The 21,116-nt window shown below is 40.8% G+C and carries 21 protein-coding genes and 1 pseudogene; 7 read left to right on the top strand and 15 right to left on the bottom strand.

Annotated features, from left to right (window positions below; translation table 11 throughout):
• From FUA25_RS13260 to FUA25_RS09985, 3 genes and pseudogenes are all read right to left on the bottom strand, one after another.
• Positions 1–1,248, bottom strand: a pseudogene (locus tag FUA25_RS13260) (gliding motility-associated C-terminal domain-containing protein); the annotation flags it as partial.
• Between the two features lie 26 nt (positions 1,249–1,274).
• Positions 1,275–1,898, bottom strand: coding sequence for a hypothetical protein (locus FUA25_RS09980; RefSeq protein WP_147756765.1), 624 nt, complete (start codon positions 1,896–1,898; stop codon positions 1,275–1,277).
• A 154-nt stretch (positions 1,899–2,052) separates the two neighbouring features.
• Positions 2,053–3,288, bottom strand: coding sequence for an MFS transporter (locus FUA25_RS09985; RefSeq protein WP_185146690.1), 1,236 nt, complete (start codon positions 3,286–3,288; stop codon positions 2,053–2,055).
• Between the two features lie 49 nt (positions 3,289–3,337).
• Here FUA25_RS09985 and FUA25_RS09990 point away from each other — a divergent pair, with 49 nt between their 5' ends.
• Positions 3,338–3,676: a DMT family transporter gene (locus FUA25_RS09990; RefSeq protein WP_147756766.1), complete on the top strand. Its 339-nt coding sequence runs from the start codon at positions 3,338–3,340 to the stop codon at positions 3,674–3,676.
• On the opposite strand, the gene FUA25_RS09995 is transcribed toward FUA25_RS09990, so the two are convergent.
• From FUA25_RS09995 to FUA25_RS10010, 4 genes are all read right to left on the bottom strand, one after another.
• A complete protein-coding gene (locus FUA25_RS09995; protein ID WP_147756767.1) occupies positions 3,673–4,041 on the bottom strand; it encodes a hypothetical protein in 369 nt (122 codons plus the stop codon). The genes FUA25_RS09990 and FUA25_RS09995 overlap by 4 nt on opposite strands.
• A 68-nt stretch (positions 4,042–4,109) precedes the next feature.
• On the bottom strand, positions 4,110–5,621 hold the full coding sequence (locus FUA25_RS10000) for a GH3 auxin-responsive promoter family protein (RefSeq protein WP_147756768.1): 1,512 nt from the start codon (positions 5,619–5,621) through the stop codon (positions 4,110–4,112).
• A 49-nt stretch (positions 5,622–5,670) separates the two neighbouring features.
• Entirely contained in the window at positions 5,671–5,913 is a 243-nt protein-coding gene (locus FUA25_RS10005; protein WP_147756769.1) for a hypothetical protein, read from the bottom strand.
• Positions 5,914–5,927: 14 nt separating this feature from the next.
• Positions 5,928–6,320, bottom strand: coding sequence for a hypothetical protein (locus FUA25_RS10010; RefSeq protein WP_147756770.1), 393 nt, complete (start codon positions 6,318–6,320; stop codon positions 5,928–5,930).
• Between the two features lie 199 nt (positions 6,321–6,519).
• Here FUA25_RS10010 and mfd point away from each other — a divergent pair, with 199 nt between their 5' ends.
• The 4 genes from mfd (at position 6,520) to pth (ending at position 12,480) form a co-directional block, all read left to right on the top strand.
• Complete coding sequence (gene mfd, locus FUA25_RS10015; protein WP_147756771.1) at positions 6,520–9,897, top strand: transcription-repair coupling factor; 3,378 nt, start codon at positions 6,520–6,522, stop codon at positions 9,895–9,897.
• Positions 9,898–9,946: 49 nt separating this feature from the next.
• On the top strand, positions 9,947–10,831 hold the full coding sequence (locus FUA25_RS10020) for a hypothetical protein (protein WP_147756772.1): 885 nt from the start codon (positions 9,947–9,949) through the stop codon (positions 10,829–10,831).
• A gap of 96 nt (positions 10,832–10,927) precedes the next feature.
• Positions 10,928–11,803, top strand: coding sequence for a hypothetical protein (locus tag FUA25_RS10025; RefSeq protein ID WP_147756773.1), 876 nt, complete (start codon positions 10,928–10,930; stop codon positions 11,801–11,803).
• 113 nt (positions 11,804–11,916) lie between these two features.
• Complete coding sequence (pth, locus tag FUA25_RS10030) at positions 11,917–12,480, top strand: aminoacyl-tRNA hydrolase (RefSeq protein WP_147756774.1); 564 nt, start codon at positions 11,917–11,919, stop codon at positions 12,478–12,480.
• A gap of 28 nt (positions 12,481–12,508) precedes the next feature.
• Here the strand turns inward: pth and FUA25_RS10035 are convergent, their stop codons facing one another.
• The 8 genes from FUA25_RS10035 to FUA25_RS10065 all read right to left on the bottom strand — a co-directional run bounded on the left by FUA25_RS10035 (position 12,509) and on the right by FUA25_RS10065 (position 19,146).
• The gene (locus FUA25_RS10035; protein WP_147756775.1) at positions 12,509–14,104 is read right to left on the bottom strand and encodes a SulP family inorganic anion transporter; all 1,596 of its coding nucleotides are present in this window, start codon (positions 14,102–14,104) and stop codon (positions 12,509–12,511) included.
• 173 nt (positions 14,105–14,277) lie between these two features.
• On the bottom strand, positions 14,278–14,571 hold the full coding sequence (locus FUA25_RS10040) for a hypothetical protein (protein ID WP_147756776.1): 294 nt from the start codon (positions 14,569–14,571) through the stop codon (positions 14,278–14,280).
• 10 nt (positions 14,572–14,581) lie between these two features.
• Complete coding sequence (locus tag FUA25_RS10045; protein ID WP_147756777.1) at positions 14,582–15,262, bottom strand: carbonic anhydrase; 681 nt, start codon at positions 15,260–15,262, stop codon at positions 14,582–14,584.
• A 161-nt stretch (positions 15,263–15,423) separates the two neighbouring features.
• Positions 15,424–16,281: a glucose-1-phosphate thymidylyltransferase RfbA gene (gene rfbA / locus FUA25_RS10050; protein ID WP_147756778.1), complete on the bottom strand. Its 858-nt coding sequence runs from the start codon at positions 16,279–16,281 to the stop codon at positions 15,424–15,426.
• Positions 16,282–16,341: 60 nt separating this feature from the next.
• Positions 16,342–16,494, bottom strand: coding sequence for a four helix bundle protein (locus tag FUA25_RS13395; RefSeq protein ID WP_262712208.1), 153 nt, complete (start codon positions 16,492–16,494; stop codon positions 16,342–16,344).
• Positions 16,495–16,502: 8 nt separating this feature from the next.
• Positions 16,503–16,694, bottom strand: coding sequence for a four helix bundle protein (locus FUA25_RS13400; protein ID WP_262712209.1), 192 nt, complete (start codon positions 16,692–16,694; stop codon positions 16,503–16,505).
• A 41-nt stretch (positions 16,695–16,735) separates the two neighbouring features.
• Positions 16,736–17,815, bottom strand: coding sequence for a dTDP-glucose 4,6-dehydratase (gene rfbB, locus FUA25_RS10060; protein WP_147756779.1), 1,080 nt, complete (start codon positions 17,813–17,815; stop codon positions 16,736–16,738).
• A 20-nt stretch (positions 17,816–17,835) separates the two neighbouring features.
• Entirely contained in the window at positions 17,836–19,146 is a 1,311-nt protein-coding gene (locus tag FUA25_RS10065) for a UDP-glucose dehydrogenase family protein (RefSeq protein ID WP_147756780.1), read from the bottom strand.
• Positions 19,147–19,339: 193 nt separating this feature from the next.
• Here FUA25_RS10065 and rimP point away from each other — a divergent pair, with 193 nt between their 5' ends.
• Complete coding sequence (gene rimP / locus FUA25_RS10070; RefSeq protein WP_147756781.1) at positions 19,340–19,807, top strand: ribosome assembly cofactor RimP; 468 nt, start codon at positions 19,340–19,342, stop codon at positions 19,805–19,807.
• A gap of 46 nt (positions 19,808–19,853) precedes the next feature.
• Positions 19,854–21,101: a transcription termination factor NusA gene (nusA, locus tag FUA25_RS10075; protein WP_147756782.1), complete on the top strand. Its 1,248-nt coding sequence runs from the start codon at positions 19,854–19,856 to the stop codon at positions 21,099–21,101.
• Positions 21,102–21,116 lie beyond the last annotated feature (15 nt).

The following is a 21,116-nucleotide window of genomic DNA, read 5'->3' on the forward strand; positions in this document are numbered from 1 at the left end:
ATACGAAGGATAATACAGTTTAGTTACCGCTCCGCCGCCAACAGTGGCTAAATTTAGATTAAACAATCCTGTAGATGGATTCGCTTCAATAAAACAGGTCGTAAGTGATGCATCGTTCATCACCACTACCGGATAGAACTGCAGGGTAATTACTCCATAGTTTGAACAGCCCTGCGTTGTGGTTACTTTCACATATACAGATGCTGGAACAGCCGACACATACGCAGCCGGATTAGCTATCTGATTGGTTCCTGCGTTCATATCTGCCTGGGAAGGATAGTATTTCCTTGTGGCCGTGGGATCAGCAAACATCGCAGTTGAAACTGACGTCAGATCAAATGTGGCAGTTCCCGCATTATTATTGTTACACTCCTGCAGGGTAGCGTTGTTCACGGTAATATTTCCCTGAATGAAATGAATCTCACCATACTCTTTACAGGTATTTGCAGGATTCGTAGGACTTGTAGGATCAGTGTACGATATTGCGTAATAATAAACATTAGTGGAGTTAACGCTAATGGGTGTAGTGATAGGATTAGTGTTGGTTATCGCATCATTACTGTTTAAATAATAATTTATATTAAAGTTTGGATTGGCATTTAATATCCCGGCGGAAAGCGACGAAAAATCAAAGATTTGAGGACTTGCACAGATGAGTACATTACCGTCATGGTTAGTTCCCGGTGCTATGAAAGGATTTGGCTGTATGGTAGCGTTAAAAGGAGATGTAAGTGCCGCTGTTCCTCCCCAGGTTAAATCAAAACCATTAAGTGTTGATGGTACATAATTATCAACAAGGAGGTAATAAACTTCGCCAGCCAATACATTTAAAGGACTGCTCCATTGACCGGGAGCTCCACCGCCGCCGCCATCAGGATTTGTAGCTCCATTTCCTAAACCGGTATCGCCATCGGCACCGGAAAAATTACACCGGATTGCATTTCCAAAATCATGTGTTAAACAATTAATATTAGGTCCATACAGGGCGAAATCATAATCATCTGTTTGAACATCCGGACTAATAGTAAATGTTAAGGTTCCACTGGTGGCAACTGTAAAAGTGTACCATACCGAATAATGCTCCAATGCTAAACAGCTGTTACTTGTCGCCTCTGCAATAGTTCCCGCATTCTGCGGATTATAAGATATCGCTGAGTTTCCACAAACAGGCATTGCTGAAATACAATCTGACTGGGCAAAACTCAAATTCACAAAAAATATTGAAAGTATAAATAATAATTTTTTCATATTGTTTAATTATCTTGATTCAAAAGTTACTTTAAGATAGAAATATAATATTCAGCGTCTTTTAATCCCCAGTTTGGATCAAGTTTAGATTTTGCAGAAAAAGATTTGAGTTTTAAGGCGGCATGTTGAAAAAGATTTTTGACATTTTTACCATTTCCCAACAACTCCAATTTTGCGCGCATTAAATCAAATCTTGGATTATTTTGATCAATATTCTGTGCCAAATAAAGAAGTTCACTCGCTTTTCTGCCGTAGGTAGAAAATCTTTCGGCAGGATTTACAGAAGTTTTTACAATATAAACATACGCTTTCAAAGCTCTTATTTCAGAATTGGCCGCTTCCAGGTTAGCGTGTGGATCTAAATATGTTAATGCTTCATCAGTTAAAACATCCGCCTCAGAGAATTTTTTAGATTTCACAAGTATTTCCGCTTCCTTCAAGGTGGAGAGCGCTGCATAATAGCCCACATGCCAGTCTGAATTTGCAGTGATCTGTGCGGTGAAACTGTCTTTTGCAGTTTGAAAATCGTTTGCTGTTTTTGCTGCGTTCAGTTTTATTATATTTTCAGCCAACGCGTTGTCTGTTGCAGACTGGGCGTAAGTTGAAACACTCAATAATACCAAGCACAGGGATATAAAAAGTTTTTTCATAAAATAAAGTTATTATTGACAAATATAATTAAATTTTTAAGATTAATTAGTTTAATGAATTATAGATCAATAGTTTTGCGTGATACTCTCACTCACTCAATATATAATTTTTAAGAATTGTGAAGTAGAATTGTGATAGTGTTGATCAAAAATATCAATATTCCATTTTTCTGAGTTTCGGAAGACTGCTTCCCACCAATAGGGCAATAAGAACCGTCATGGTTCCGCCAAAAACCACCGACCTTACCACGCCAAACAGTTTTGCGGCAACTCCGCTTTCAAACTGTCCCATTTCATTGCTCGACATAATAAAAATCGAATTTACGCTCAGCACCCTTCCACGGATATGATCCGGCGTTTTCAGCTGAACAATGGTTCCTCTGATTACGACTGAAATCCCGTCGAGCATTCCGCTGCACACCAATAATATAAACGAAAGCCAGTAAAGCTCAGAGAGTCCGAAACCAACGATGCATAACCCAAACCCGGCAACTGCAACGAGCAGTATTTTCCCCTGATTTTTTCGTAATGGAATAAAGGAAAGCGTCACGATAATGCACATCGAGCCGATATCAGAAGCGGCATTCAGCAGTCCGAAACCGTCAGCACCCACCTTCAGAATGTCACTTGCGAATACGGGAATCATGGCAACTGCGCCTCCAAAAAGAACGGCAAACATGTCGAGGCATAAAGCACCCAAAATTTCCTTTGTCCTGTAAATATATGCTGCACCTTCGCGGATGCTTTCCCAGACATTCACATCAGCTTCATTGTGTTCGGAATGTTGTTTACGGAGCTGCCAGAAAAAGATCGAAGCGATTAAAATCAGGATGATGATGACGACCAAAGTCCATTTGATGGTGATCAGCGCAATCAGAAATCCGCCGATAGCGTGCCCTAAAACAGATGATGTCAAAAAAGTCGCCTGATTCAGGGTAATTGCATTTGCAAGATTGTTTTTTTGAACGATTTTAGGAATCATGGAAGGTACGAGTGGTCCGATAAAGGCCCTTGCAATTCCTGTACAGAAAATCACAGCATAAATGTAATAGGTAATCTGGTGGCCGGTAAAATGCAGCTGTATGTTCAGAAAAGCCGGAACGAGCAGAAGGGCAATCAGAATGGCATAAGTATAGTTGCAGATCAGGAGCAGCTTTTTCTTCTCCTTCATGTCAATGATATGGCCGGCGTACAGTGCGGTGGAAACCGCGGGAATGACTTCCGAAAGTCCGATCAGGCCAATCGAAAAAGGATCTTTGGTCAGCTGATACACCCACCAGCCGAGCAGGGTCGCCAGCATCCGGAATGCAATAACGATAAAAAATCTTCCGGTAAGAAGATTTCTGAATTCAATATTTTTTAGCGTCTGTAGCGGCTTCTGAGCAATCATGTCGGCAAAAATAGAATTATTAACTCAATTTTTTTGTTAATTTTGAAAAATGAACTGGATTTTACTCCTTATTGCCGGCCTTTTTGAAGCCGCTTTTGCCACATGTCTCGGGAAAGCCCAGGAAACTTCCGGAAAAGAAAATATTTTTTGGTGGGGCGGATTTGTCGCCTGCCTTTTTCTGTCCATGTTTCTGATGTACAGATCCATTTCGGGTGAAAATGCAATTCCCATCGGAACTGCTTATGCAGTTTGGACGGGAATTGGTGCGGTAACCGGCGTGATATCAGGCATCATCTTCTTCGATGAACCTGCTACTTTCTGGCGGATGTTTTTTGTATGTACGTTAATTGCGTCGGTGGTCGGGTTGAAAATCACCCAAACTCATTAGTTGGAAGTTGCGCGTGTTGAACTCAACACCAGTGCGCCAACAGCAGCAGCCCCAATTACTACAGCTCCTGCCGTAACCTTTGCTTTTGTATGATCTTTTACTTGAGTTACATTGCTTTTTGACAAAGAAATTTGAGTGCTGTCTTTTCTGCTTACAAAACCAGTGATGTTTTCACTATCCGTGCTCATGAAAATCATTTTCTGCTTTTTGGAGCTGTCTTTCAGCGAAAAACTGTAGGTTCTTCCGGTCTTCAGCTTCGTGTAGTCGTTTTTATACAGGTCGTCGGAATATTTTGTTGTCGCACAGGACGATAATAAAAATAATGCCGTTAAAAAACAAGCTTTAAGGGATCGTGATAATTTCATTTCAATTTTTTAGATTCTCAAATTTATAAATTTTTTTTAAAAAGTCGCCGTTTCTGGCTTTTTCTTTATCAAATTTTAAATTTTTCAAGATAATTCCCAATTTTCCGGTCATTTGCAAGCCGCGGAATTTTATTCTGGCCGCCAAGTTTCCCTTCCGATCTCGCATATTCCTGAAATGCATTCCTTTTCAGCCTTGTAATGATCAAAGGCTGCAGGATGCTGCCTGAGATCAGATCCTCATAGTAGGTATTTCGTTTTCTCATTTCTCCGTCCAGATTTTTTCTGAAAGCTTCAATATCTTCCGGTTCCTTTTCAAACTCAATAAACCATTCGTGGTAAGGAAGGTTTTGTTCAGGATTTACCTGAGGCGCGAGATGGAATTCAGTGATCTGTGCGGGATATTTTTCCACCGTCGCTTTCATGGCTTCCTCCACTTCAAATGCGATCACATGTTCGCCGAATGCCGAAGTAAAATGTTTGGTACGGCCTGAAACTGCAATCCGGTAAGGATTTTTTGAAATAAACCGCACCACATCACCGATCGAATACGCCCAAAGTCCCGAATTGGTCGTGAGAATCAGCGCATAGTCTTTATGAAGTTCAATTTCCTTTAAAGTCAGGCGTTTTGCATCGGGTTTTCCATCGGGTTTTCCATAATTTTCGAGCGGGATGAATTCATAAAAAATGCCGTGGTTGGTTAAAAGCAGAAGCCCTTCTTTTTCAAAATCATCCTGAAAAGCAAAGAATCCTTCGCTTGCCGGAAAGGTCTGGATCGTATCGACTTCTTTTCCAAGAAGCTCAGTCATTTTCTCGCGGTAAGGTTCATAATTTACACCGCCGGTAATCAGAAGCTGAAGGTTGGGGAAGAGTTCCGTGATTTTTTTACCGTTCCTCTCAATAAGTTTTTCGAAATACATGATGAGCCAGGGCGGAATTCCCGAAATCAGCGTCATATTCTCTTTTTCGGTTTCTTTTACAATTTCGTCCACTTTCGTTTCCCAGTCTTCAATTAAATTTGTTTTCAGACAGGGCAAGCGGTTTTTTTGAAGGTATTTTGGGATGTGATGCGCCACAATCCCTGAAAGGCGGCCAGTCTTTATGCCGTTGATTTCCTCCAGTTCCGGGCTTCCCTGTAAAAAAATCATTTTTCCGTTCACAAAATCAGCATTTTTTTTCCGGCTGATGTAATGCAGAAGGGCGCTTTGCGCGGCTGCGATCTGAAAAGGCATGCCTTCTTTCGAAATGGGAATGTATTTGGAGCCGGAAGTTGTTCCGGAAGTTTTTGCGAAGTATTCCGGTTTTCCTGGCCAGAGGATATCTGCTTCCCCGGCTTTAATCCTTTCAATAAAAGGTCTTATATCTTCATAATCGGCAACTGGAACCCTCTGCTGAAAGTCTTCCACGGTACTGATTTCCGCAAATTTCTTTTCCTTGCCGAAGACTGTATTTTCGGCTTCTTTCACCAATGAAAACAGGACGGCAGTCTGATCCTGAACTGCATTATTTTTGAAGGTTTCGGCGCTCTGCACATGCCGGTTTGCCCAAATCAGCGCGACTTTTTTCTTGATGAAATTTACCATTCTCAAAAATATAAAAAAACCGATGAATTTTCATCGGTTTAAATAAGGTCTATTTTCTTTTCTTGAAAATGGAATTGAACACCTGTTTTGGCGATTTTGGTTTCGGCGGTGCCGGTGGCGCTACCAATTTTCCGTTTTTAACCGCAGGATGTGCAGGATGTTTCGGTGGATTCGGGTGTGCAGGATGTTTAAGGTGAGGAATTGGCGGTTTAGGCGGAGCCGGCGGCCGCTGCTGTGCAGAGGCGAGTCCGAATCCTAAAACTACGATAAAGGCGGTGAGTAAATTTTTCATAATGTTGGTTTTTATTAATTTCTGATACAGTCAGCAGTCCATGTTCTGCCGTCCATGCTGTAGAATATTTTTAAATTGCTGTTATCAATCCTGATGAAAGAAGTTGCAGTGGAACCCACCATTACCAAAGTGTGGTCACCCTGTTGCTGAAATTCAATTCCGTTTAAATCTGGAATTCCGTTGGAGAATGTAAAATTATACTTGGTCCCGCTGGCAATTTTTGTTACGAAAACACTACCGTTATCCGTATTTACAGTTGTTGATCCATCGATATAGGACAGATTCCCCCTATAAGTTCCTGCAAAGAAATCATTGTCTGCAGGATCGTCATCGCTTCTGCATGAGTTAAGGGAAATTACTGAAAAAACAATCAGCAGCATTCCGAAGATCTTGAATACGTTTTTCATTTATTTTATTTGGAATAGGGTTTCCAAAGATTATGCCATTAAAATCTACGACTTTCAAGACCTCTACTGATTTCTAATTTGTTGTAGAAAATACTTCTCGCAAATTATCCGTAAATTTGTGCTTTGAACGATTCCGGGAATGCTCCCGAAATCGATTTTGTCGTTTGCAGCGGCAGCAATTTAATTTCTTATCTAAATAATGCAGTTAAAAACCATACACGAGACCTTTCTTCCCGACATGCTGAAAAATGAATTCGGGAAAGAGATCTTCAGAAATTTAGACAGCCATCAGCATATTTCAGTCAAAGGTTTTGCAGGATCATCACCTTCCGTTTTTACCGCAGAGCTTTTCCTTACCCGTCAAAAAAATATTCTTTTTCTGATTGAAGACAAAGAGGAAGCGCTGTACGTTACCGCAGAAATGGAGGATCTGCTGGGCAAAGAGAATGTTCTTTATTTCCCTGCAACGCATCTGGAACCGTATCAGATTGAAAAAACGCAGAACGCCAACCTTGTTCTAAGAACAGAAGTGCTGAATAAACTGAATGCCGGAAAAAAACCGAAAGTTATTGTGGCCGGATTTTCCTCCTTGTCGGAAAAAGTCCTGAAAAAAGAGGATTTCAGTGCTATTTCGCACCTGATTAAAGTGGGAGAGAGCCTGGATTTCGATTTTACCGGCGAACTGCTCCATCAGTTCAATTTTAATTTTACCGATTTTGTTTCCGAACCGGGTGAATTTTCGGTTCGTGGCGGAATTGTGGATGTTTTTTCCTTTTCGAATGAAGAGCCATACCGGATCACTTTTTTCGGTAATGAGATAGAAAGCATCAAGACCTTCAACATCGAAACACAGCTGACAAACGGGAAAGTGAATGAGTTTCAACTCGTTTCCAATATGAATTTCGCAGCTTCAGGCACGAAAGTTTCGCTTTTTGAACTCCTGCCGAAGGACAGTCTGGTGGTTTCGAAAAACGCTTTTTTAGGAATGAAAAAAGTCGGTGATTTTTATACCAAAGCGGAAGAAAAATTTGACCTGCTGAGTAAAGAAATCAGCCACCGGAAGCCGGAAGAACTTTTTATTACCGGAGAACAGTTGCTGACGGGTTTTCAGAAATTCAAATCGGTGGATTTTACACTGGAAAGTTTGAACCTGCCCGGAAGTGCCGCAGTTCAGCTGAACCATCAACAACAACCTGTTTTCCATAAAAATTTCGAACTTTTAATCGAAGATTTCGAAGAGAAAAAGAAAGAGAATTTCGATATCTGGATTTCGTTTTCCACTGAAAAACAGAAAGAAAGACTTGTAGCGATTTTCGAAGAGCTGGGGCGTTTTGATTCGGCGCTGCAGGACATTCCGTTTAAATCCTTTAAATCTGAACTGCACGAAGGTTTTGTGGATTTTGACCAGAAGATTTCGGTGTATACCGATCATCAGATTTTCGACCGTTACCAAAGGTTCAAGACCAAAAATAATTTTGCAAAATCTGAACAGCTCACACTGAAAGACCTGATGCAGATGAAGGTCGGTGATTTTATCACCCATATTGATCACGGTATCGGGAAATTTATGGGTCTTGTGAAAGTCAACAACAACGGAAAGGTCCAGGAATGTTTCAAACTCGTTTATAAAAATGGTGATCTCCTGTATGTGAGCATTCATTCGCTCCATAAAATCTCGAAATACAATGGTCCTGACGGACGCGAAATTGTTTTGAGTAAGCTCGGGTCACCGGCATGGAAAACCCTGAAACAGAAAACCAAAGCAAAGGTCAAGCAGATTGCTTTTGACCTTATCCGGCTTTATGCACAGCGAAAAACGGCGAAAGGTTTTGCATTTACGCCCGATTCCTATCTTCAGAATGAACTGGAGGCGAGTTTTATTTATGAAGATACGCCGGATCAGGAAAAAGCAACTGTTGATGTAAAAAAAGACATGGAAAACGACACCGTGATGGACCGTTTGATTTGTGGCGACGTAGGTTTCGGAAAAACGGAAATCGCGGTGAGAGCCGCTTTCAAAGCCGCAACGGACGGAAAACAGGTTGCGATTCTGGTTCCGACAACCATTCTTGCTTTCCAGCATTACCGCAGTTTCAAAGAAAGGCTCAAAGATTTCCCGGTGAATATCTCTTATATGAACCGTTTCCGGACTGCAAAACAGAAAAGCGAAACCTTAAAAGGTCTTGAAGAAGGAAAAATTGATATTGTGATCGGGACGCATCAGCTCGTCGGCAGCAGTGTGAAATTCAAGGATCTGGGGCTTCTGATCATCGATGAAGAACATAAGTTCGGCGTTTCGGTGAAGGACAAACTCAAAACTTTAAAAAATAATATTGACACGCTTACTTTAACGGCAACACCGATTCCGAGAACATTACAGTTTTCCCTCATGGCAGCGCGGGATCTATCGGTTATAAAAACACCACCTCCAAACCGCCAGCCTGTTGATACCAGTATCGTGGGTTTTGACGAAGAAATCATCCGTGATGCCATTTCTTATGAAATTCAGCGCGACGGGCAGGTGTATTTCATCAACAACAGAATAGAAAACCTGAAAGATATTGCAGGACTGATTCAGCGGCTTGTTCCGGATGCGAAAGTAATGATCGGTCACGGACAGATGGAAGGAAAACAGCTCGAACGGAATGTCCTGGATTTTATGGAAGGAAAATACGACGTTTTGGTTTCCACAACGATCGTTGAAAGCGGTGTGGATGTTCCAAATGCCAATACGATTTTCATCAACGATGCACACCGTTTCGGAATGGCCGATCTTCATCAGATGCGTGGCAGGGTTGGAAGAAGCAACAGAAAAGCTTTCTGTTTTCTGATTACGCCGCCGTTTGACATGATGACTTCGGATGCGAGAAAAAGGCTCGAAGCGATTGAACAGTTTTCGGATCTCGGAAGCGGATTCCAGATCGCAATGAAAGACCTGGAAATCCGCGGAGCCGGTGATCTTCTGGGTGGTGAACAGAGTGGTTTCATCAATGAAATGGGGTTTGATACATACCAGAAAATCATGCAGGAAGCTTTGGAGGAACTCCAGAACGATGAGGAATTCGAGGAACTTTTTGATAATGAGGAAGATCGTAAAAAACTCTTTAAATCGACAAAAGAAGTAAACATTGACACCGATTTGGAACTCATGCTGCCTGATTTCTATGTGCAAAGCATTGAAGAAAGACTTTCATTATACCAAAAACTCGCTGAAATACAAAACAGGGAAGACCTCCATAAATTTGAAAATGAACTCACCGACCGCTTCGGGGAACTGCCTTCGGAAGCAGGAAATCTTCTGAAAAGTGTAGAACTGAAATGGATTGCCGCCGAAATCGGTTTTGATAAAATTGTCGTTAAAAATGGTGTGTTTATCGGCTATTTTCCTTCAAATCCACAGGATAAGTTTTACCAGAGCGAAAAATTCAGGCATATCATTGCCTATTTAAGTAAAAATCCGAAAGATGCAACGCTGAAGGAAAAGCATACTGCTGAGGGAAACCAACTCATGATGCGCAAAGAAAATGTACAGAATGTAGATGAAGTGAATGCAGTTCTCGAAAGAATTTTAAATTAATTTTGACAATACCAAAATTATATTAGATTTGTAGAACAAAATATTAAACATGAAAAAATTTTTATTTATTGCCAGTCTGATTGCCGGATTTTTTATTTTGCATTCCTGTGTAGACCCAAATTCGCTTGTTAATACCAACAGTATTACCGGTCCGCGGATTTTAAGCCGGGTGGACAGCTCGGGTGTTACTCAACAAAAATACCATCTGACCAACTCCAAGCTAACTGGGGCTACAACATTCACTTATGATGCTTCTTCACCCAACCCGACGGTAGGGACGATCAGTTTGATTTATAGTGGAAATAAAATTTCAGTATTTGAATACCTCTCCGCCCCGCCCGCAGTAAATGGTCAAAATTTTCAATATAAAAATGTCATCAAGCTGATGTATGATACTTCGGGAAAAGTGACCAACACTATTCTTGAAGAGTATATTACCACTCCCACCACAGGAACAGTTCCAGGCCGAAGACTTGTTGGCACCCTTACCTATAACAGTTCAGGAAAAGTTATTAAACAGTTTCAGAAAATTGGAACTCCCGCTGGAGGCATATTCAATTATTCGATGTACAGCGAAGATAATATTACTTATACCGGTGAAAATATCAGCGGAGTGGAAACTTTTTGGGGCACCCTGGATTCAGCCGGAAATCCGAGTGGAACACCTGGTATGTTTTCAAAAATGACTGCGGAAAACTTTGACACAAAGATCAACCCTTATACGACCCTTCCAAAAGAATTTAACATATGTTGGGGAGTGATTCAGGGTTTTGGCTTCATCTACCTCAATCCAAATAACCACTCAAAGTTAACTTACACAAATTACGTGAGCGGAGCATCGGCTACTACTGTACAGAATTTCCAGTATCAGTATGATGCGCAGAATTATCCTACCTCTTCGAATAATCAGGATTTTATCTATCAGGCACTATAGATCTGGAACAAGGATACACTTATATTTAACCATTTAATCAAAACACATCTTTATTTGTTTATTAAAAATAATTTATATTTGTGAAAATTTACAAAAATGAAAAACGTATATTACTTTATTCTACTGATTATAGGATTCTCTGCCTTTCATTCCTGCAAGGAACTCGCAGATGAAGACGGAAATCTGCTCAACAACATGGGACAAAACCCAGGCGGATTAACCGGTTCCAGAGCGCTTTTCCGCGAAATGACTGATTCTGACACGCTTGAATACCATTACGACGGCCTAAAACTTTCAGATGTTAGTACAGACAGTACACTTACTAAAATTGTTTACAATTCTGATATGATCAACAAAATAACTTTCGACGGTTTTGTTAATCTGCACGACAGTATTTCTTATACCCGCTTTTTTACTTATGACGCCGCCGGGAAAATCAGCACCATCTCCGAAACGTCTAAGAAGTATTATATAGGTTTACCGGCGCAGCCAATGAAAAAATACAAAGCGTTGTACACGCTGAAATATAAAACAAACGGTCAACTGGATTCTATCATTACCAAAAAAGGGGAAGAAATTACGGCTATGCCATTTGAGTTTACCACTTATTCCAAAAAAGCATATACGTTTACCGGAATGAATTTAACTGGAATGGTTGATAAAATGGGCGGAATGTCCGGAAGTATTTATGGTCCGGTTACAGCCCAGACTAACTTTGAGTTTTCAGATTACGATGACAAAATAAACCCATACAGCCGCCTGCTACCTTTCGGATTCAACATTCATCAGTTGCTGGATGATAACAAAACCAGCTTCAAAAGCTACAGACTGTCGGCCAATAATCCTAAAAAAGTGAGCATTACCTCAAACCTTATTATTACACCGGTGGTAAGTACTACTGCTTATGGCTATGATGCTCAGAACTATGTTCTTACAGGCTTTGGACTTACCTATATGTATAAGCCTTTTTAAAAAAATGAGTTTAATTATAAAACCCAGCTTCGGTTGGGTTTTTTTTATTTTCAGTTTGCAAGTTTCTTTCCCAAATATTTTTTGAAAAACCTATTTTTGCACAAACATTATTCATGAAATATCTGATTGTCGGTCTCGGAAACAAAGGGGAGGAATATGCGGAAACACGTCACAACATCGGCTTTAAAATAGCCGAAAAAGTAGCTGAAACCCTGGAAGTTCCTTTTAAATCTTCCAACTTCGGACTTCTGGCAGAAGGCAAATACAAAGGCAGGAAAGTCTTTATCCTGAAACCCGACACTTACATGAACCTTTCCGGAAACGCAGTTAAATTCTGGATTCAGAAAGAAAATATTCCATTGGAAAATGTGATGATCATTACTGATGATCTTGCACTGCCGTTCGGTACTTTGAGAATGAAAATGAAAGGCTCAGATGCCGGGCACAATGGTTTGAAAAGCATTCAGGAACAGTTGCAGACCCAAAATTATCCGCGCCTGAGATTCGGCATTTCTGCTGAATTTTCTGAAGGTAAACAGGTCGACTATGTGTTGGGCAAATGGGAAGGAGAGGAAAAAGAAAAACTTCCCGAAAGAATCGAGAAGTTTTCCAAAGCCTGCCTGTCTTTTGTTTTTGCAGGAATACAGAATACAATGACCACTTTTAACGGTAAATGATTGCACTCAATTGAGCGTTTTAGGCCTTTTACATCGCTCTGCGGTGGGTAACAAGAATGTGAGAATGCTCATCTTCATCATAATCACGGTACGATGTTTTAAAACCGAGTAATTTTACATCAATTTCCTCTTCCTTTGCCCTTATATTGGCAAAATCCTGAATCAAATCCAGAACATCTCCTGCAATATAAGAAGTGCTTCTCGCATCAAAAATTACGGTAGAGCCGGGTTTAATATTTTTCAGCGTTTTCTTAAGTGCAGCTTTATTCAGAAATGAGACTTCTTCGGCCAGTTTAATGGTAATTTCATCGGCATCATCCAGTTCTTCTCGGCTTAAATAGTAAGCCCTTTTCATGTTTCCCTGTAAAATATAGAAAACAGAAATCAACAATCCGATTCCTACACCTTTCAGCAAATCCAGGAACACCACCGCCAATATAGTGGCGATAAAAGGAATAAACTGATATTTTCCTTTATTCCAGAAATGTTTCACTGTTGTAGGCTTTGCAAGTTTATAACCCACCAGGATCAGTACGGCAGCCAGCGTTGCAAGCGGAATGAGATTTAATATAAATGGGATCGACAGTACACAAACCAAAAGCATCGCCCCATGAATCATTGCTGAAAGTTTAGATGTGGCTCCAGCATTGGCATTTGCAGAACTTCGTACTACGACGGAAGTCATTGGTAAGCCACCAATCACGGAACTGATAAGATTTCCGATTCCCTGTGCCTTAAGTTCCAGATTCGTGTCGGTTATTCTTCGGCGAACATCAAGGCGGTCCGTTGCCTCAATACACAGAAGGGTTTCTATAGAAGCAACAATGGCAATAGTACCTCCAACAATCCACACTTTGGGATTTAAAAATCCGCTGAAATCGGGAAGAATAATCAGATTTCCGATATCACTGAAACTTTCAGGAACCGGTAGATTTACCAAATGTTCAGACCCTATATAGAGCGAACTTCCTGATATTTTGAATAGATAATTCAGTAAAATTCCGGCCGTAACGGCAACCAAAGCGCCCGGAAGCATTTTTATTTTCTTCAGGACCGGAACTTTTTCCCACGCCAGCAGAATTCCTACTGAAACAAGCGTAATGATAATGGCCCCCACGTGAATTCCACCAAAAAGTTCAGTGAAATAATTTGGATTGAAACCATTGGCAAAAAGGCTTTCGTTTCCTTCAAAATCCTGGTCGAATCCCAAAGCGTGTGGGATCTGCTTCAGTATGATGATGATTCCGATCCCCGCCAGCATTCCTTCGATTACATTATTTGGAAAATAGTTGGAAATACTTCCGGCTCTCACAAATCCTAAAATAAGCTGAATGAGACCCGCAATTATGCCTGCACACAGAAAGAGTTCGAATGCTCCCAGATCAGTAATGGCAGTAAGAACAATAGCGGTTAATCCTGCGGCAGGTCCCGATACTGAAACATTTGAACTGCTGATGAATCCTACTACGAGTCCACCTACAATCCCGGCAATGATTCCGGAGAGTGGCGGCGCGCCGGAGGCAAGTGCAATTCCCAAACAAAGCGGAAGTGCAACTAAAAATACGACGAGTCCTGATGGGAAATTTTCTTTGATTCCTCCAATCATTGATTTTGCTTTTTTCATTTTTTTGAAAAATTGTGCTGATGGCAGATTCTTAAGATTCCGATATAGAGCCTCACCACTGACTTTTGCAATCAGCAGTTGAATCACAGCGTTTGAAATTTAATTTTTAGTACATGAGTGATGGTTCAGGATTTTTGAAAATTCTGAACACAATAGTTAACCTGAAATAAAAATTAAGCTTCGGGAGGAGGAGAGAATATAGTAAGGAAAGGAGACAGATGAACGGAGTCATCAGCCTGAACAAAAGTTCTTTTGGTTGAATTTTCTTCAAAAAACTTCAGAAAATCATGAACATTCATTGTTTTCGGTACCGTCTTTTCAAAAAGACTTGCGGACGGTGAGTGGGTTTCTTCTTCGGAAATCACCATGTTCATTGACGGCAGTTCCCAATCGAAAATGCTGGCGATACTGGGTAAAGCCATAAAATTCAAAAATACCGTTAATGTAATAATGCTCCAAAGTTTCATAAAAATACTTTTAGATGAGGTTTTTGTTGTTCTTTCTGCTCATCACCCAATTTGAGTTGGTCAAATTATAGATCTTTTGGATGTCTTTCAAGATTTTCTCGAAATCGATTTCCAGATCAATAATTTTTCCTGTTCTCAGATCGAAAACCCAGCCGTGAACGATAGGATACTCTTCCAGAATATACCTTTCCTGCACTGCTGCCATTTTAATCACGTTAATACACTGTTCCTGAACATTCAGTTCAACAAGTCGGTCATAACGCTTTTGTTCATCGTCGATAGCATCTAATTCTGCCTGATGCAGCCGGTAAACATCACGAATGTTTCTCAGCCACGGATTCAGAAGTCCGAGATCTTCCGGAGTCATTGCTGCCTTCACACCACCACAGCCATAATGGCCGCAAACAATAATGTGTTTCACTTTAAGATGTTCTACCGCATACTGGATGACGGCTGTTGAACTCATGTCTAAAGTATTCACAACATTGGCAATATTACGGGTTACGAACACTTCTCCCGGTTTCATACCCATCAGTTCTTCAGCCGATACGCGGCTGTCTGAACATCCGATGTAGAGGAAATCCGGATTCTGGGTCTTTGCAAGCTCGTGAAAAAACTCAGGATCATCAGAAATTTTAGATTCTACCCATTTTCTGTTGTTTTCAAAAATAACTTCATACGATTTTTCCATAATGATAAAAATTTAGGGGTTTATATTATACTAATTCGTTTAAATTATTTTCAAATTCAATAGATGAAATCAATAAGTGTGCAAAAATATAAATTTTTGTATTTAGAACGGAATTTTTAACAAAGTTTAGGATTTTATGAAAAAATGAAATCAAAGTATTTTTAAATTAAAGATTTTAAATATTCTCCGTAACCGCTTTTCCCGTACTTTTTAGCAACTTCAAGCAATTGAGTTTTGTTGATAAAGCCTTTGAGGTATGCAATCTCTTCAATACAAGAAATCTTGAAGCCTTGTCTTTTTTCCAGCACTTTTACAAATTCTGAAGCGTCATGCAGGGAATCGAAAGTGCCGGTGTCGAGCCAGGCAGTTCCGCGGGACATGACGCCTACTTCCAGTTCGCCTCTTTCGAGATAAATCCTGTTCACATCCGTGATCTCCAATTCTCCGCGTACAGAAGGTTTCAGGTTTTTGGCAATTTCCACGACTGAATTGTCATAAAAATACAGGCCGGGAACTGCAAAATTTGATTTCGGATGTTCCGGTTTTTCTTCTATCGAGATGGCTTTCAGATTTTCATCAAACTCCACAACGCCGTATCTTTCGGGATCAGAAACCTGATATGCGAAAACGCAGCCGCCTTTAACCGTGGTTTTAGAGGATAAAAGTTCCGGCAGACCCGCTCCGTAAAAAATATTGTCACCCAAAACAAGCGCCACCGAATCACCACCGATAAATTCCTCACCCAGAATAAAAGCCTGCGCCAAACCGTCCGGACTGGGCTGAACTTTATACTGGATATTACAGCCAATAGAAGAACCGTCGCCCAGAAGTTTGATGAATCCTTCCTGATCGTGCGGAGTGGTGATAATCAGGATATCCCTGATCCCCGCCAAGAGCAAAGTGGAAAGCGGATAATAGATCATCGGTTTGTCGTAAACCGGCATCAGCTGTTTACTGACCGCAATCGTGAGCGGATAAAGTCTGGTACCGGAACCGCCGGCGAGAATAATTCCTTTCATTGTGGTTGTTAAGTGGTTAGAAGGTTAGAGAGTTAGAAAGCGGTATGGTGACGTGTACCGTTATTCTTTCAAACTTGTTATTAACCGGGCTAACATATTTTTTATAAAATAGATTCTTTTTATAAGCTCTTCGCTTCTTTCAATAAAAGAAAGACGTTCCGCTATTTCCAACTGGGTATCGAGTTCACTTAGCGAACCCAATGCAATATACACAAAACGCTTCAATTCCGCGCTTCCTTTTCTTCCGCAACCTTTTGCGATGTAGAAGGAACCCAAATTGCCGCTCTCTTAATTTGGCTCGTCAATCCAAACATTTCCTCTTTTGGAAAGTCAGCGGTTATTCTGTAGATTTCTTCAACAAGAACCATGGATTCCTGCCAAACTTTTAAATCCTTATGTGACTGAATATTCATCTCCAATCCTCTAACTTTTTAACCTTCTAACTTCCTAACCTTTAAGAGTACTGCTTGTCATAATACTTCTGATAATCCCCGCTCGTCACATGCTCCAGCCATTCTTTATTCTCCAGAAACCAGTCAATTGTTTTTGATAGTCCCTGTTCGAAAGTAACACTCGGTTTCCAGCCTAAATCGCGGTTGATTTTTGTCGCATCGATGGCGTAGCGTTTGTCGTGCCCGGGTCTGTCTTTCACGTAGGTGATGAGTTTTTCGGAATGCCCTGCCGGATTGCCAAGTTTTTCATCCATCTGTCTGATGAGTTCCTTTACCAGATTAATGTTCTGCCATTCATTGAAACCGCCGATGTTGTAGGTTTCGCCGGTTCGGGATTTATGGAAAAGCTGGTGGATGGCTTTGGCGTGATCAATCACAAAAAGCCAGTCACGGGTATATTTTCCATCGCCGTAAATCGGGAGTGGTTTTCCGTTGATGATATTGGAGATGCAGAGTGGAATCAGTTTTTCAGGAAAATGGTTCGGCCCGTAATTGTTGGAACAGTTTGAAACAATGAAGGGCATTCCGTACGTATTTCCGTAAGCCCGCACCAAGTGGTCAGAAGCCGCTTTACTCGCTGAGTAAGGCGATTGAGGGTCGTAAGCCGTAGTTTCTAAAAAGAATCCGGTTTCTCCTAAGCTTCCGTACACTTCATCCGTCGAAACATGATAAAAAAGATTTTTTCTCGTTTCATCCGGAAATCTTCCGTGGGTATGATCGGGATTCAGTTCCCAGAACTCGATGGCCAGATTCAAAAGATTTGCAGTGCCGATCACATTGGTGTTGATGAATGCATTTGGATCCGTGATGCTGCGGTCTACATGGCTTTCTGCCGCCAGGTGAATGATGGCATCCGGGTTGTATTTGTCAAAAACTTTTCTCAGCTCATCTTCCTTGGTAATGTCGGCTTTCTCGAAAACGTAATTGGGTTCATTTTCAATATCCTTTAAATTCTCAAGATTGCCGGCGTAAGTCAGCGCATCAAGATTGATGATCTTGATATCAGGATGATTGGTGACAAATTCCCTTACCACGTGGGATCCTATGAAGCCGGCGCCGCCGGTGATGATAATGTTTTTCATATTCTGAAAAGTTTTTAGTGCTACGAGATGGTTTTTCGCCCGATACTTTTATAGTGAAAACCGTGTTGTTGCGGCGTTTCGAGTGGATACATATTTCTCCCGTCAAAAATGACTTTATTTTTGAGTTTTTCGCCCATTATTTTGAAATTGGGGTTCTTAAATTCAGGCCATTCCGTGGCAATAAAAAGACAGTCGGCTCCGTCAAGTGCCGAATACATGTCTTTGGCATATACAATTTGGTCACCTAAAATTTTGCGCACATTATCTTCTGCAACGGAATCGTATGCGATGATTTCCGCTCCTTTTTCCAGTAAAATTCTAATATTATCCAGAGAAGATGCTTCTCGGATATCGTCGGTATTTGCTTTAAAGGCCAGTCCCCAAACTGCAATCTTTTTACCGAAGAGATTCCCGTTAAAATATTTTTCAATTTCCACAGCCAGAATGACTTTCTGAGCAGTGTTGACATTTTCGGTAGCTTCAAGGATCTGAAAATCAAAACCTTCATCTTTACCAGATCTGATAAGCGCTTTTACATCTTTCGGAAAACAGCTTCCGCCGTAGCCGATGCCGGGAAACAGAAAACGGTGTCCGATCCGGTCATCACTTCCCATTCCCAAACGGACCTGATCTACATCGGCGCCCACTTTTTCGCAGTAATTGGCAATTTCATTCATAAAGGTAATCTTTACGGCCAAAAAAGAATTGGAAGCGTATTTCGTTAACTCGGACGATTTTTCGTCCATAAAAATAATAGGGATCCCGGTATTGGTGAATGGCTGATAAATTTTCGCCATTACATTTTTCGCTTTTTCTGAACTGCAGCCCACCACAACCCGCGTTGGATTCATGGAATCTTCCACTGCGAAACCTTCACGTAAAAATTCGGGATTTGAGACCACATCGAATGCAATTTCGGTGTTTGCAGCAATCGCTTCCCGAACTTTATCGGCTGTTCCAACGGGAACGGTAGATTTATTCACGACAACTTTATATTCGGTCATCATTTTTCCGATATCGTCGGCTACTTTGAGAACATACGAAAGGTCAGCGGAACCGTCTTCACCGGGAGGAGTGGGAAGAGCCAGATAAATGACCTCGCTTTTGTCCAGTGCTTCTTTAAGATCTGTGGTGAAAAAGAGCCTCTGAGCCTGAATGTTCCTTAAAAACATTTCCTCAAGATTTGGTTCGTAAATGGGAACGTTTCCGTTTTTCATTCTTTCGACTTTGTTTTCGTCGATGTCTACACAGAAAACCGAGTTTCCAAGCTCTGCTAAAGTGGTTCCGGTAACCAAGCCTACATAACCTGTCCCAACAATTGTAATATTCAAAATAAAAATTTTCCTCAAAATTAATGAAAATTATTATGACAGATGCTTAAAGCCTTGAGATGATGCTGTACATTTACAGAGGGAATTAGGTTTTGGATATTATATTTAAATTCGTATATTTGCATCGGAATTACGGAAAAACAATGAAAAGGCCTTCGCAAGAATGCCTTTTTTCGTAACTCATTTTATGACTATGGATTTTAGAAAAACAATAGAGGAGCTGCTTAACACTTTTCTGGAAGAACGGGAAGATCTCTTTCTTGTAGACCTGAAGTTTTCTTCAGCAGATGATATTACGGTTATTTTAGACGGTGACAGTGGCGTAACCCTGCAGGACTGTCTGGACGCGAGCCGTGCGATCGAATTTAATGTTGACCGCGAGGAACATGATTTTGCACTGCAGGTTATGAGTGCCGGTTTAAGTGAGCCACTGGTTTCGCCGAGACAGTTCAGAAAAAACATCGGCCGCGAACTTGATATCCTTTTGAAGGATTTATCAGAAATTGAAGGGGAATTGACAAAGGTGGATGAAGAAAAAATCACACTGGTTTTAAAATACCGCAAGCCCAAAGAAGTGGGAAAAGGAAAAGTGGATGTGGTGGAAGAGAAGGAAATTCCCTATTCCGAAATTAAAAAAGCATTAGTAACAATTAAATTTTAGGATAAAGTACTAACTTTAACTAAAATCTTTAAACAAATAGATATAAATGGACGGTTTAGCATTGATTGAAGCCTTCGGCGATTTCAAAGAAGAAAAAAGCATCAGCAAGATTGATCTGATGGCGATTATCGAAGATTCATTAAAGACACTTTTAAGAAAAAGATTTGATTCCGATGATCACTTTGATGTGATTGTAAACCCGGATAAAGGAGATTTTCAGATATTTTTGAATAAAACCATTGTTGAAGACGAAATGTCTGAAGATGATGATCTGGAAATCGAAATTTCGGAAGCCAAAAAAATTGACCCCACTTTTGAAGTTGGAGAGGATTTTACCGTTGAAATTCCAATTGCACAGTTAGGAAGAAGAAGCATCCTTACGTTGAAGCAGATTTTATCTACCAAACTTCAGGAGCATAACAACGCCATGCTGTATGACCAGTTCCGCGACCGCATTGGGGAAATTGTTGTTGGCGAGGTACACCATATCCGTCACAAACATGTAATTTTACTTGATGACGAGGAAAACGAATTCATTTTGCCTAAAGAGAATCAGATCCCATCCGATTTCTTTAAAAAAGGCGAAAGCGTAAGAGCTATAGTAGAGAGTGTTGATTTTAAAGGTTCAAAACCGCAGATCATCATTTCACGTACGGCACCGAAGTTTCTGGAAAAACTGCTTGAACTTGAAATTCCTGAAATCCAGGACGGAACCATTATTCTGAAAAAAGTGGTGCGAATCCCTGGAGAGAAGGCGAAAATTGCTGTAGATGCTTATGATGACAGAATTGATCCTGTTGGAGCATGTGTCGGAGTAAAAGGATCCAGAATTCACGGAGTGGTAAGAGAACTGCGGAACGAAAATATCGACGTGATTCAGTGGTCTAAAAACCCTGAAATCATGGTAAAAAGAGCATTAGGAAATATTACGGTCAATAAAATTGAGATCAATCCGGAAACCATGTATGCAATGGTATACACTCCGGTTGATGAAATTTCAAGAGTGATCGGTAAACAGGGCCAGAACATCAGGTTGGCTTCGTGGCTGAGCGGTTACGAAATTGACGTGTACAGAGAAGCTCAGGAAGACGATGATGTTGAACTGAAAGAATTCTCAGGCAGCGATGCAGGCGATATCGAACAGTGGATCATCGACGAGTTTGTAAAAGTTGGTCTTACCACAGCGAAAAGCGTATTGGATAAAGATACTGAAGCGCTCCTGAAAATGGTGGATCTGGAAGAAGAGACAATAGAAGAAGTAAAACAGGTTTTAAAAGAAGAGTTTGAAGACTAATTCTTTTAAAAGCAC

The sequence above is a fragment of the Chryseobacterium sp. genome (assembly GCF_008014695.1).
Lineage (GTDB): Bacteria > Bacteroidota > Bacteroidia > Flavobacteriales > Weeksellaceae > Kaistella.